This is a genomic window from Streptomyces sp. NBC_01261 (assembly GCF_036226385.1).
GTDB lineage: Bacteria > Actinomycetota > Actinomycetes > Streptomycetales > Streptomycetaceae > Streptomyces.
Genome location: NZ_CP108463.1, coordinates 7,124,603 through 7,137,265, shown reverse-complemented (window position 1 = coordinate 7,137,265; position 12,663 = coordinate 7,124,603). Strand labels below are relative to the sequence as shown.

Below are 12,663 nucleotides of genomic sequence, written 5' to 3'. Positions count from 1 at the left end.
CCCTGGGGTGAACCGGGGATGACTGTGTACCGCGCTTGGTGTACGGCCAATAGCCCGGGTGGTGCTGCTTGCTGCCGGGTGCGGGTGTGTTGGGGCTGGTCGCGCAGTTCCCCGCGCCCCTTGAAAGACCTTCAGTTCTCCGGGATTGAGATCAGCCAGCGGGTTTCCCTGCGGGGGCGGAGATAGAACGCCCAGTACAGAGTGGCCACCGTCACTATCCCGCCCGTCCACAGCAAGTAGGTCGTCTCCTGCTGGGTGAGGATGTAGGCCAGGACCGCGATCAGGAGGATCGGCATCGCGGGCCAGAGCGGCATGCGCCACGCGTGTGTGTGCCGGTGTTGTCCGCGTCGGGAGAGCAGCGCGGCGACCGCGACCAGAAGGTACATGCCGGTCACCGAGACGCCTGTCACGCCGTAGAGGGTGTCGAGGTTGACGAAGCAGAGGATCGCGCCGGGTATGCCGACGGCGAGCGTGGCCACCCAAGGGGAGCCGAAGCGGCCCAGTTTCGAGAAGACCGTGTTGACCGGGTGGGGCCAGGCCTTGTCCCGGGCCGAGGCGAAGAGGACTCGGGAGTTCTGGATGACCATGACGATGCCGGCGTTGATGATCGCCAGGGCTACGCAGAGGCTGACGAAGGTACCCACCGCGGAGTTGGACCAGGCCGTCACCATCGATCCGATGTCGCCGTCGGTCAGGGTGGAGAGGTCGTTCGCGCCCATCGTGATCGCCACCACCGGGACCAGGATGATCACCGTCGAGATCGCGAGGGTGGCCAGGACGGTGCGGGCCACGTCGCGGCGCGGGTTCTCCAACTCCTCGGAGAGGTAGACCGCCGTGGAGAAACCCTGCGTGACGAAGAGGGCTATCGCCAGGCCCGAGACCACCAGCATCGCCGTCACCGTGTCCGTGTGCCCGCCTGTCCCGGCTACCTGCATCGACGTCAGGCTGCCCAGGCCTCGTTGGCCGTGTGTGAAACCCAGGAGCGCCACCACTCCTGCCGCTATGACCTCCAGGACCAGGAAGACGCCCGTGATCCACGCGTTGGCGCGCAGGTCCAACAGGCCTGCCAGCGTTGCCAGGAGCATCACTCCGGCGCCGGTCATGGACGGGTTCAGGTGGGCGATCGGGGCCAGGTAGTCCGCCGTACCCATCGCTATCACCGGCGGGACGATCATCACGACCAGGAGGGACAGGACGAAGACCAGCCAGCCCGCCAAGCGGCCCGCCAGCGTCGACACCATCGCGTACTCGCCGCCCGCGCTGGGAACGAGGGTGCCCAGCTCCGAGTAGCAGAACGCCACGGCGACGCAGAGGACGGAGCCGATCGCGATCGTGAGGGCGGTCGCGGTACCGAGCGAGCCGAACAGGTCGGGGACGACCACGAAGAGCGTCGACGCCGGTGTCACGCAGGAGAGCGTGAGGAGCGTGCCGCCGACGATGCCGATGGAGCGCTTCAGTTGCTGCGGATGCCCGGAGGTGTCCGGCGCCTCGGCCATGGCGGCTTCGGCAGTGGGGAGGGTGTCGGTCACGCGCTGATGGAACATTGACGGAAACCATCACGTCAATGGGTGTTCACCTACGGAATCCGTTGATCCAGTCCGGTCGGAGCGCCGTATTCGGCACCCAGAGGCAGTGCCGGTCCCGCCTGCGAGCGCTACGGGAACCGCAGCCGTCGTAGGCGAAAAAATGGGGCCGTCCGCGATCCGGACGGCCCCATGTGTCGAGCTTGGCGATTCTCAGTGGTTGCGCGGGAAGCCCAGGTCCACGCCCGACGGGCCGTCCGCCGGGTCGGGCCAGCGGGTGGTGACGACCTTGCCGCGGGTGTAGAAGTGCGTACCGTCGTTGCCGTAGATGTGGTGGTCCCCGAAGAGGGAGTCCTTCCAGCCACCGAACGAGTGATAGCCCACCGGGACCGGGATCGGGACGTTGACGCCGACCATGCCGGCCTCGATCTCCAGCTGGAAGCGGCGGGCGGCGCCGCCGTCGCGGGTGAAGATCGCGGTGCCGTTGCCGAAGGGGGAGGCGTTGATCAGCGCCACGCCCTCGTCGTACGTGTCGACGCGCAGGACGCAGAGGACCGGGCCGAAGATCTCGTCCTGGTACGCCTTCGCCGTCGTCGGCACCTTGTCGAGCAGGGAGATGCCGATCCAGTGGCCGTCCTCGAAGCCCTCGACCGTGTAGCCGGTGCCGTCGAGGACGACCTCCGCGCCTTCGGCCGCCGCGCCGGTGACGTACGACGCCACCTTGTCGCGGTGGACCGCGGTGATCAGCGGGCCCATCTCGCTCGTGGGGTCGTTGCCGGGGCCGATCTTGATCTTCTCGGCGCGCTCGCGGATCTTCTCGACCAGTTCGTCGCCGATCGAACCGACCGCCACGACGGCCGAGATGGCCATGCAGCGCTCGCCCGCCGAGCCGTAGGCCGCGCTCACGGCCGCGTCCGCCGCCGCGTCGAGGTCGGCGTCCGGGAGGACCAGCATGTGGTTCTTGGCGCCGCCCAGGGCCTGGACGCGCTTGTGGTTCGCGGCGGCCGTGGTGTGGATGTAGCGGGCGATCGGCGTCGAGCCGACGAAGGAGACGGCCTTGACGTCCGGGTGCTCAAGGAGGCGGTCCACGGCCACCTTGTCGCCGTTGACGACGTTGAAGACGCCGTCGGGGAGGCCTGCCTCGGCGAGCAGTTCGGCGATCTTCAGGGACGCCGACGGGTCCTTCTCGGACGGCTTGAGGACGAAGGTGTTGCCGGTCGCGATGGCGATCGGGAACATCCACATCGGCACCATGGCCGGGAAGTTGAACGGCGTGATGCCCGCGACCACGCCAAGGGGCTGGCGGATCGACGACACGTCGACGCGGCTCGCGACCTCCGTCGACAGTTCGCCCTTCAGCTGCACGGTGATCCCGCACGCCAGGTCGACGATCTCCAGGCCGCGCGCGACCTCGCCCAGCGCGTCGCTGTGCACCTTGCCGTGCTCGGCGGTGATCAGCTCGGCGATCGCGTCCCGGTTGGCGTCCAGCAGCGCGCGGAACTTGAACAGGATCGTGGTGCGCTTGGCGAGCGACGAGGTGCCCCAGGTCGCGTACGCGTCCTTGGCGGCGGCGACGGCCGTGTCGACCTCGTCGACCGTCGCGAAGGCGACCTTGGTGGTGACCGCGCCGGTCGCCGGGTCGGTCACCGGCCCGTAGTTGCCCGAGGCGCCTTCGACGGTCTTGCCGCCGATCCAGTGGTTGACGATCTTCGTCATGCCCAGATACTCCTTCACAGATGGCGGCGTCGGGTGGAGACGTGCCGTTCGTACAGCTCACGTGCCTTGACCGCGGACGATCGGGTCGCGGTCGCGGCCACAGGTACATCCCACCAGGCCTGCGCGGGAGGCGCGCCCGACACTGTGTCTGCGGTTTCGGTCTCCACGTAGACACATGTGGGAGTGTCGGCCGCCCGCGCCACGGCGAGTGCCTCGCGCAGGTCGCCGACCGTCTTCGCGCGCAGCACGCGCATGCCGAGGCTGGCCGCGTTGGCGGCGAGGTCGACGGGCAGTGGGGCGCCGGTGTAGGTGCCGTCGTCCGCCTGGTGGCGATAGGCCGTGCCGAAGCGTTCGCCGCCCACCGACTCCGACAGGCCGCCTATGGAGGCGTATCCGTGGTTCTGTATCAGCAGGACCTTGATCGCGATGCCTTCCTGTACGGCGGTCACGATCTCCGTCGGCATCATCAGATACGTGCCGTCGCCGACCAGCGCCCACACCGGCCGGTCCGGCGCGGCCAGCTTCACGCCGATCGCGGCCGGGATCTCGTAGCCCATGCAGGAGTAGCCGTACTCCAGGTGGTACTGGTCGAACGACCGAGTCCGCCACAGCTTGTGCAGATCGCCGGGGAGCGAGCCCGCCGCGTTGATGAGGATGTCGGACTCGTCGACGATCTCGTCCAGTGCGCCCAGGACTTGGGGCTGTGTGGGGCGTACGTCGGGTTCCTCGGCCTCGTAGCAGGCGTCGACGCGTTGCTCCCAACGCTCCTTGTCCTCGCGGTACTCGGCGATGTACGACGCGGTGACCCGGTACGCGTCGCGGCCCAACTCCCCTGCCAGCGCGGCGAGTCCGCTCCGCGCGTCCGCGATCAGTGGCTGTCCGGCGAGCTTGTGGCCGTCGTAGGCACCGATGTTGAGGTTGAGGAAGCGGACGCCGGGGCGTTCGAAGAGGGTGTGGGAGCCGGTGGTGAAGTCGGTGTAGCGGGTGCCGATGCCGATCACCAGGTCGGCCAGGCGGGCGAGTTCGTCGGCGGTCGCGGTGCCGGTGTGGCCGATGCCGCCGACGTCCTGGGGGTGGTCGTGGTTCAGGGAGCCCTTGCCGGCCTGGGTGGAGGCGACCGGGATGCCGGTGGCCGACGCGAACTCCGCGAGGGCCGCCTCCGCGCGGCTGTGGTGGACTCCGCCGCCCGCGATGATCAGGGGGCGCTTGGCCGCCCGAACTGCCCTTACCGCTTCGGCGAGTTCGGCCGGGTCGGCGGCCGGTCGCCTTACGCACCAGATGCGTTCGGCGAAGAACTCGTCCGGCCAGTCGTACGCCTCGGCCTGAACGTCCTGCGGGAGAGCGAGAGTTACGGCTCCGGTCTCCACGGGGTCGGCGAGCACGCGCATGGCGTTCAGGGCGGCGGGGATGAGCGCTTCCGGCCGGGTGACGCGGTCGAAGTACTTCGACACCGGGCGCAGGCAGTCGTTGACCGAGACGTCGCCCGCGTAGGGGACTTCGAGCTGCTGGAGCACCGGGTCGGCGGGGCGGCCGGCGAAGGTGTCGCCGGGGAGGAGCAGGACCGGGAGGTGGTTGATGGTGGCGAGGGCGGCGCCGGTGACGAGGTTGGTGGCGCCGGGGCCGATGGACGTCGTAACGGCGTGTGCGGCCAGGCGATTCGACTGACGCGCGTAGCCGACTGCCGCGTGGACCATGGACTGTTCGTTGCGGCCCTGGTGGTAGGGCATCTCATCGGCGTACTCGATGAGGGCCTGGCCGAGGCCGGCCACGTTGCCGTGGCCGAAGATGCCCCAGGTCGCGTCGATCAACCGCCGCCGTACGCCGTCGCGTTCGGTGTACTGGACGGACAGGAACCGTACGAGTGCCTGTGCGACCGTCAGCCTGGTCGTCGAGGTCATCGGTAACCACCTGTGCTTTCAACGTGGTCCGGGTGGAAGCAGATCCGCCACTCCCTCGTTCCACCCGGCCCCGCCATGACGTTCAGGTAGTACATGTCGTGACCCGGCTGGGCGATCGACGGGCCGTGCCAGCCATCGGGCACGAGCACGGCGTCGCCGGAGCGGACCTCCGCGAGGACGTCGGATCCGCCCTCACGGGAGGGGAATACGCGCTGATAGCCGAAACCGTTCGGGCCGTCGATCTCGAAGTAGTAGATCTCCTCCAACTCGGCTTCCTCGCCAGGCCGTTGTTCGTCGTGCTTGTGCGGCGGGTACGAGGACCAGTTGCCACCGGGCGTGATCACCTCCACGGCGATCAGCCTGTCGCAGTCGAAGGCGTCGGCCGAGGCGAAGTTGCGGACCCTTCGCAAACAGGTGCCGTCGCCGCGTCGTTCCACCGGAACCTCCGGCGCGGGGCCGTAGCGAGCGGGGAGTCGTCGCTCGCACTTCGCTCCTGCCAGGGCGAAGCGGCCTCCCGCGCCGGAGGCGATCTTGGCCTGGGCGTCGCGGGGCACGTACGCGAAGTCGGTGACTCCGGCGAACACGCTTTCCCTGCCCAGGAGTTGGAACTCTTCGTCCGCAATTCGCACGGTACATCCACCGCTGAGCGGAAGCACGATCCACTCGCTGTCACCGGTGGTGAAGTGGTGGGTCCCGCCCGGCCCCAGCTCGACGACCCGCAGACTGCTGTGGGTCCAGCCGGCCCGCTTCGGGTCGATGTCCACGGCGTACTGCGCGTTGGCGGCGGAGCCCTTGGGGACGTACAGCTCGGGGACGTACGGCTCGGCGGTCGTCATAAGGCGGCCCTCACAGCAGTCCTACGGCGGTGTCCACGGCGGCGGAGACGTCTCCGTCCGGCGGGTAGAGCAGCGAGCGGCCGACCACGAGGCCCCGCACGGTGGGGAGTTGGAGGGCGCCGCGCCACTTCTCGTAGGCGCCGTCCTGGTCGGCGCCGACCTCGCCGCCGAGGAGCACGGCGGGGAGGGTGGAGGTCTCCATGACCCGGGCCATGTCGTCCGGGTTCTCGGTCACGGGGAGCTTGAGCCAGGTGTAGGCCGAAGTGCCGCCCAGGCCCGAGGAGATGGCGATGGACCTGATGACGGCATCGGCGGAGAGGTCGTTCCTCAGCTTGCCCTCGTCGGTGCGGCGGCTGATGAACGGCTCGACGAACAGCGGGAGTCGACGCGCGGCCATGTCGTCGATGGCGCGGGCGGTGGACTCCAGGGTGGTGAGGGAGCCCGGGTCGTCGTAGTCGATGCGCAGGAGGAGCTTGCCCGCGTCGAAGTTGAGGCGCTCGATGTCCTGGGCGCGGTGGCCGGTGAAGCGGTCGTCGAGTTCGAAACTCGCGCCCTGGAGGCCGCCGCGGTTCATCGAGCCCATGACGACCTTGCCGTCGAGGGCCCCGAGGAGCAGCAGGTCGTCCAGGATGTCGGCGGTCGCGAGGACGCCGTCGACGCCTGGCCGGGAGAGGGCCAGGCAGAGGCGTTCGAGGAGTTCGACGCGGTTGGCCATGGCGAACTTGTGCTCGCCGACACCGAGCGCGCCGCGGGCCGGGTGGTCGGCGGCGACGATCATCAGCCGGCCGGCGTCGTTGAGCAGCGGGCGCCGGACGCGCCGGGCGGCGGCCTCGGCGATCGCCTCGGGGTGGCGGGTGCGGACGCGGACGAGCTCGGCGATGTCGACGCGGGGGCCGGTGCGGGTGCCGGTGCCGATGGCGGCGCCGATGCCGGTGCCGTTGGTGCCTTCGTGGCCGGAGACGTCGTCCCCGGTGTCCTGGTCCCCGTGCGCGTGCGCCACGCCGTCCCCGCCCTCGTACTGGCCCTCGAACTCGCCCCCGTGCTCGGCGCCCGCCACGCGGCCGGCCCTCACAGGACCGCTCCGGCGGCGATCGCGCCCTCGACCTCGGTGACGGTGGGCATCGCGGAGGAGCACTCCAGGCGGGAGGCGACGATCGCGCCGGCCGCGTTGGCGTGCCGCATGATCTTCTCCAGGTCCCAGCCGGACAGCAGGCCGTGGCACAGCGAGCCGCCGAAGGCGTCACCGGCGCCGAGTCCGTTGAGGACGGTCACGGGCAGCGGGGGCACCTCGGCGGTCGTACCGTCGCGGTGCACGGCCAGGACACCCTTGGGGCCCTGCTTGACGACGGCGAGTTCGACACCGGCGTCCAGGAGGGCGCGGGCTGCGGCGTGCGGTTCGCGTACGCCGGTGGCGACCTCCACCTCGTCGAGGTTGCCGACGGCGACGGTGGTGTTGCGCAGGGCCTCTTCGTAGAAGGGGCGGGCCTCGCTCGGGTCCTTCCAGAACATGGGACGCCAGTCGAGGTCGAAGACCGTCGTACCGGACTTGGCGCGGTGGGCGAGGGCCGCGAGCGTGGCCGTACGGCTGGGCTCCTCGCTCAGGCCGGTGCCGGTGATCCAGAAGATGCGGGCCTCGTGGATCGCGTCCAGGTCGAGCGCGTGGGCGTCGATCTCCAGGTCCGGGGCCTTGGGCTGCCGGTAGAAGTACAGCGGGAAGTCGTCCGGCGGGAAGATCTCGCAGAAGGTGACCGGGGTCGGCAGTCCGGGGAACGGGGTGACCCAGCGGTCGTCGACGCCGAAGTCGCGCAGCGCCTCGTGCAGGTAGGTGCCGAAGGGGTCGTCGCCGGTGCGCGAGACCAGGGCGACCTCGCGGCCCAGCCGGGCGGCGGCGACCGCGACGTTCGCCGCCGAGCCGCCGAGGAACTTCCCGAAGGTCGTCACCTGGGGCAGCGGCACGCCCGTCTGCAGCGGATAGAGGTCCACCCCTAGCCGCCCCATGGTGATCAGGTCGTACGCCATCGACTTCCCTTCGCGCCCGCGCGTCCGGACCTCCTGAGGACCGGACGCGGAGCGGCTTCGTTTCGGCTCTCCACGGTTTGTAGTCCCGCGCCCCGAGCCCTGTCAATGTTTTGTCCAGACATTCGGACGAGACGAGGGGGCAGCTTGAGGGTAAGGGCTTGCACGATGTCGGCCGGGACGGCCCCGCCCCCCTACGGGCGCCGTAGTCAACGCGCCGCGCCCTTGCGCCCGCGTGCGCCTTTGCTTCACTTGTGTCACAAAAGCACCCCTCGTGTCACACATATCGCGTGTACGCGGGTTTTGGGTCACACCCGGTCGACAGGCGCTTCCCGTCCCTCACTCCGCGTCGTTCACCCGGCACAGGCTTGTGATCGCCAGCGCAGCGCACGGCTCCCCCGACGGCCGCCCCCGGCCGCCGCCGCGGCGCGCGCAGGGAGGTGCACTCATGACCGACCGACGGCTCTGGTCGTACAAGGAAATCGCGGCCCACATCCGCGTCCAGCCCGACACCGTCCGCTCGTACCGCAAGCACGGCCTGCTGCCCCCGCCCGACCACGTGGAGAGCGGCAAGCCCTACTGGTACGCCGACACGGTCCGCGCGTGGGTCGCCTCCCGGCCGGGCAACCGGGGCCGCAGAGACGACTGAGCCGAGCGGGTGCGCGGACGCGGTACCGGGCGCCCGGTACCGCGTCCGCGGGCGGGCAATTCGGTTGCCGGTGCGACCGGCCGCGGCCGAGGATCCCCGGATGAACCTCTCCGCCAAACCCGTCCTCACCGGCGAGAAGACCGTCCTCCGCCCCTTCACCGCGTCGGACGCCGATCCGATGTGGCGGTTGATCCAGGACCCGGAGATCGTCCGCTTCACCTTCGAACCGTCGACCGAACTCACCCTGGAGCGACTGCGTTCCGTCTACGGCGCCCGAGCCACCCAGCCCGACCGCCTCGACCTCGCCGTCACCGACCCCGCCACCGGCGAACTCCTCGGCGAGGTCGTCCTGTTCGAGTGGGATCCCGCCGCCCGCAGCTGCGCCTTCCGCACCCTCATCGGCCCCCGTGGCCGAGGCCGGGGCATCGGCACGGAGGCGACCCGCCTGATCCTCGGGTACGGATTCGAGCAACTGGGGCTCCATCGCGTCCAGTTGGAGGTCTACGGCAACAATCACCGGGCCCTGAGGGTGTACGAGAAGGTCGGGTTCGTGGTCGAAGGTGTGCGGCGCGAGGCCCAGTCGCGGGACGGGGAGTGGGTCGACGAGGTGGTCATGGGCGTACTGGACCGCGAGTGGAGTGCGCACCGCGGGTATCCCGAAGTCGACCTCAACTCCACGGCTCGATGATCGTCACCCCCGCTCCCGGTGCCGTGCCCATCGCGGCCAGTGCCGCCGGGGTCTCGTCCAGGGGGATGGTGGTGGTGGCCAGGAGGTCGGGGCGGAGCACTCCCGATCGGACCAGTTCCAGCATGGGCGGGTAGGTGTGGGCGGCCATGCCGTGGCTGCCGAGGAGTTCGAGTTCCAGGGCGATCGCGCGGGCCATGGGGACCGGGGTCGTGCCGGACGGGGAGGGGAGCAGGCCGACCTGGATGTGGCGGCCTCGGCGGCGCAGGCCGTCCACCGAGGCGGCGCAGGTCGCCGGGGAGCCCAGGGCGTCCAGCGACAAGTGGGCGCCGCCGCCCGTCAGTTCGCGTACCGCCTGTGCCGTGTCCGGGGTGCTCGTGCCGTCCACGCACTCCGCCGCCCCGAACTTCCTTGCCAGCGCGAGCGCCTGGGGTGAGATGTCCACCGCGACGACCCTGGCGCCCGCAGCCGCCGCGATCATCACCGCCGACAGGCCCACTCCCCCGCAGCCGTGCACCGCCACCCACTCCCCCGGCGCGACCCGGCCCCGCTGCGCCACCGCGCGGAACGCCGTCGCGAACCGGCAGCCCAGCGAGGCCGCCGTCGCGAAGGTCATCCCGTCCGGCATCGCGACCAGGTTCACGTCGGCGTGGTCCAGGGCGACGTACTGGGCGAAGGAACCCCAGTGGGTGAAGCCGGGCTGGGTCTGGCGCTCGCAGACCTGTTGGTCGCCCGCTGCGCAGGTGGGGCAGGTTCCGCAGGCGCACACGAACGGGACGGTGACTCGGTCGCCGGGGTGCCAGTCGGTGACCCGGGTGCCTACCGTCTCGACCACGCCGGCCAGTTCGTGGCCCGGTACGTGAGGGAGGGTGATGTCGGGGTCGTGGCCCTGCCAGCCGTGCCAGTCGCTGCGGCAGAGGCCGGTGGCTTCGACCCGGACGATTACTCCGTGGGGTGCGGGATGGGGGTCGGGTACGTCTCGTACCTCGGCGGGGTCACCGTATTGCTCGAACACCACCGCTTTCACTTGGGCTCCCATCGCCGTTCTTGTCTGCGGGATCGTCGTGGCTGGTCGCGCTCCGCGGCGGAGCCGCATATCGATGCAGCCCCGCGCCCCTTTCGGGGCGCTCAGTCTCAGCCTCTCTCAAGCCGAACCGGTCGTGGAACCTTCGCAACGGACCGGGCGCCCACCAAGTCGCCCGTCCCGTCAGCTTCATCACCGCCGGGACCAGCAGGCTTCGGACGATCATCGCGTCCATCAGTACCGCGAGAGCGATGCCCAGGCCCAGCATCTTGGTGTTGGTGACCCGGGACGTGCCGATCGCGACCATCACCACCGCGAGGATGACGGCGGCGGCGGTTATCAGACCGCCTGTGCGCTGGAGGCCGTGCCGGACCGCCTCGTTGTGGTCGCCCGTGCGGTCGTACTCCTCCTTGATGCGGGAGAGCAGGAACACGCCGTAGTCCATGGAGAGTCCGAAGGCCACGCAGAACATCAGGACCGGGAGGGTGGTCTCTATGGAGCCGGTGCTGGTGAAGCCGAGGAGGCCGGAGAGGTGGCCGTCCTGGAAGACCCAGACCACCGCGCCGAACATCGCCGTGAGGCTGAGCGCGTTGAGCAGGACCGCCTGGATCGGGATCAGGACGCTGCCGGTCAGGAGGAAGACCAGGAGCAGGGTGACCACGGTGATGAGGGCCGCCGCCCAGGGCAGGCGGGTGGCTATCGCGTGCTTGGAGTCGACCAGGACGGCCGCCGTGCCGGTCACCTGGGTGGTGAAGGGGGCGTCCGTGGCGCGCAGGTCGCCGACCAGGCGTTGGGCCGCCGAGTCGACCGCCTCGCCCTTGGGAAGCACCGTGAAGTACGCCGAGTCGTCCTTCACCAGGGGGCCGTCCACCCGTGCCACCTCGGGGAGTTGGGCGATCCGGGACTTGTACGCGCTGTACTGCGCCTGTGTCGCCCGCCCCTCGGCGAGCACTTCGAGGCCGCCGCCGGGGTTGCCCGGGAAGCCGTCGCGGATGTGCTGCTGCACGACGTGCGACTCGGCGCCCGAAGGCAGTTGGCGGTCGTCCGCGGTGCCGAACTTGACGCCCAGGAAGGGCAGTCCGAGGAGGACGAGGACGGCTGTGGTGGCGAGGGCGAAGAAGGGGGCCCTGCGCATCACCAGGCTCGCTGTGCGCGCCCAGCCCGTGCCCTCCTCGCCGGAGACCTTCGCCGGGCGGCCTCGGCGGAACAGGCGCCGCAGATCGAGGGAGTTGACCCGGTGGCCGAGCAGCAGCAGGGCCGCCGGGAGGAGGATCAGGGCGGCTGCCGCGGCCAGGAGGACCACGGCGATGCCCGCGTAGGCGAAGGAGCGCAGGAAGTACATCGGGAAGACGAGCATCGCGGCCAGGGAGACCGCGACCGTGAGGGCGGAGAACAGCACCGTGCGGCCGGCCGTGCGCAGGGTGGTCGCGATGGCCGTCAACGGGTCGGCGCCGGTGGCCAGTTCCTCGCGGAAGCGGCGGACGATGAACAGGGCGTAGTCGATGGCCAGTCCGAGGCCCAGGGCCGTGGTGAGGTTCATCGCGAAGACCGAGACGTCGGTGAACTCCGTGAGGCCGCGCAGCACCGCGTTGGTGCCGAGGATCGCGACGATGCCGATGCCCAGGGGCAGCAGGGCCGCGATCGCGGAGCCGAAGACCATCACCAGCAGGAGCAGGGTCACCGGCAGGGCGATCATCTCGGCGCGGGCCAGGTCCTCCTTGATGATCGTCTGCATCTCGTGGCGTACGGCGACGATGCCGCCGACCTTGACGTGCACCGGGCCGTGCGTGCCCCGGAGGGTGGGTGCGATGCGGTCCAGGGTGTCGTTCGTCGCCTTCTCGTCGCCCGTGAGGTGGGCGGCGATCAGCGCCTCGTGACCGTCCTTCGCGCGCAGGGACGGGGATCTGGTCTGCCAGTAGGAGCCGACACCGGTGATGCCCGGCTCGCTCGCCAGGCGGGCGGTGAGGCGGTCGGCCTCGGCGGTGACCGCCGGGTCGTCCACGGAGGCGGTGCCGGAGTCGACGAGCAGCAGGAGGTTGGGCTGCGAGGCCGGGAACTCGCGCTCCAGCGCCTTGGTCGCGTACGTCGACCGGGCGTTCGGGTCCTCCCAGCCGCCGCTGCCCAGCCGGTCGGCGACTCCGCTGCCGGCGACCACGGCGAGCGCGGTGAGCACCAGGGCGACGAGCAGCGACAACCGGGGGCGGGCGGTCACGAAACGTGTCCATCCCCCGAGCCGCGGTGGGCTGTTGACTTCGGTCATCGTGTGGTGCTCCCCTTCACCTCGACCCGGCCTCGGCGCAGAGCGGTGGCATGGGT

General features: G+C 70.3%; 10 protein-coding genes. 2 read left to right on the top strand and 8 right to left on the bottom strand.

Features of this window, described 5'->3' with window-relative positions; translation table 11 throughout:
• Positions 1–131: 131 nt before the first annotated feature.
• The 6 genes from OG226_RS31780 to iolC all read right to left on the bottom strand — a co-directional run bounded on the left by OG226_RS31780 (position 132) and on the right by iolC (position 7,992).
• Positions 132–1,529: an APC family permease gene (locus OG226_RS31780; RefSeq protein WP_329350823.1), complete on the bottom strand. Its 1,398-nt coding sequence runs from the start codon at positions 1,527–1,529 to the stop codon at positions 132–134.
• A 207-nt stretch (positions 1,530–1,736) separates the two neighbouring features.
• The gene (mmsA, locus tag OG226_RS31775) at positions 1,737–3,239 is read right to left on the bottom strand and encodes a CoA-acylating methylmalonate-semialdehyde dehydrogenase (protein WP_328683244.1); all 1,503 of its coding nucleotides are present in this window, start codon (positions 3,237–3,239) and stop codon (positions 1,737–1,739) included.
• A gap of 14 nt (positions 3,240–3,253) precedes the next feature.
• Positions 3,254–5,137: a 3D-(3,5/4)-trihydroxycyclohexane-1,2-dione acylhydrolase (decyclizing) gene (iolD, locus tag OG226_RS31770; RefSeq protein WP_329350822.1), complete on the bottom strand. Its 1,884-nt coding sequence runs from the start codon at positions 5,135–5,137 to the stop codon at positions 3,254–3,256.
• A complete protein-coding gene (gene iolB, locus OG226_RS31765) occupies positions 5,134–5,973 on the bottom strand; it encodes a 5-deoxy-glucuronate isomerase (protein WP_329350821.1) in 840 nt (279 codons plus the stop codon). Before iolB ends, iolD begins: the two co-directional genes overlap by 4 nt.
• A gap of 10 nt (positions 5,974–5,983) precedes the next feature.
• A complete protein-coding gene (locus OG226_RS31760) occupies positions 5,984–6,853 on the bottom strand; it encodes a Cgl0159 family (beta/alpha)8-fold protein (RefSeq protein WP_443067012.1) in 870 nt (289 codons plus the stop codon).
• A 188-nt stretch (positions 6,854–7,041) separates the two neighbouring features.
• Complete coding sequence (gene iolC / locus OG226_RS31755) at positions 7,042–7,992, bottom strand: 5-dehydro-2-deoxygluconokinase (protein WP_328683241.1); 951 nt, start codon at positions 7,990–7,992, stop codon at positions 7,042–7,044.
• A 445-nt stretch (positions 7,993–8,437) separates the two neighbouring features.
• Here iolC and OG226_RS31750 point away from each other — a divergent pair, with 445 nt between their 5' ends.
• Entirely contained in the window at positions 8,438–8,638 is a 201-nt protein-coding gene (locus OG226_RS31750; protein WP_019065707.1) for a helix-turn-helix transcriptional regulator, read from the top strand.
• Between the two features lie 100 nt (positions 8,639–8,738).
• Positions 8,739–9,326 carry a GNAT family N-acetyltransferase gene (locus OG226_RS31745; protein ID WP_328683240.1) on the top strand — a complete coding sequence of 196 codons (588 nt, stop codon included), beginning with the start codon at positions 8,739–8,741 and terminating at the stop codon, positions 9,324–9,326.
• Here OG226_RS31745 and OG226_RS31740 read toward each other — a convergent pair.
• Positions 9,307–10,350 carry a zinc-dependent alcohol dehydrogenase family protein gene (locus tag OG226_RS31740; protein ID WP_329350820.1) on the bottom strand — a complete coding sequence of 348 codons (1,044 nt, stop codon included), beginning with the start codon at positions 10,348–10,350 and terminating at the stop codon, positions 9,307–9,309. The genes OG226_RS31745 and OG226_RS31740 overlap by 20 nt on opposite strands.
• On the bottom strand, positions 10,319–12,607 hold the full coding sequence (locus tag OG226_RS31735; protein WP_329350819.1) for an MMPL family transporter: 2,289 nt from the start codon (positions 12,605–12,607) through the stop codon (positions 10,319–10,321). The genes OG226_RS31740 and OG226_RS31735 overlap by 32 nt, the downstream gene beginning before the upstream one ends.
• Positions 12,608–12,663 lie beyond the last annotated feature (56 nt).

Coding starts and splice junctions, on each gene's coding strand:
- OG226_RS31750 (WP_019065707.1), top strand. CDS start 8,438: ATGACCGACCGACGGCTCTGGTCGTACAAGGAAATCGCGGCCCACATC.
- iolB (WP_329350821.1), bottom strand. CDS start 5,973: ATGACGACCGCCGAGCCGTACGTCCCCGAGCTGTACGTCCCCAAGGGC.
- iolC (WP_328683241.1), bottom strand. CDS start 7,992: ATGGCGTACGACCTGATCACCATGGGGCGGCTAGGGGTGGACCTCTAT.
- mmsA (WP_328683244.1), bottom strand. CDS start 3,239: ATGACGAAGATCGTCAACCACTGGATCGGCGGCAAGACCGTCGAAGGC.
- OG226_RS31745 (WP_328683240.1), top strand. CDS start 8,739: ATGAACCTCTCCGCCAAACCCGTCCTCACCGGCGAGAAGACCGTCCTC.
- iolD (WP_329350822.1), bottom strand. CDS start 5,137: ATGACCTCGACGACCAGGCTGACGGTCGCACAGGCACTCGTACGGTTC.
- OG226_RS31735 (WP_329350819.1), bottom strand. CDS start 12,607: ATGACCGAAGTCAACAGCCCACCGCGGCTCGGGGGATGGACACGTTTC.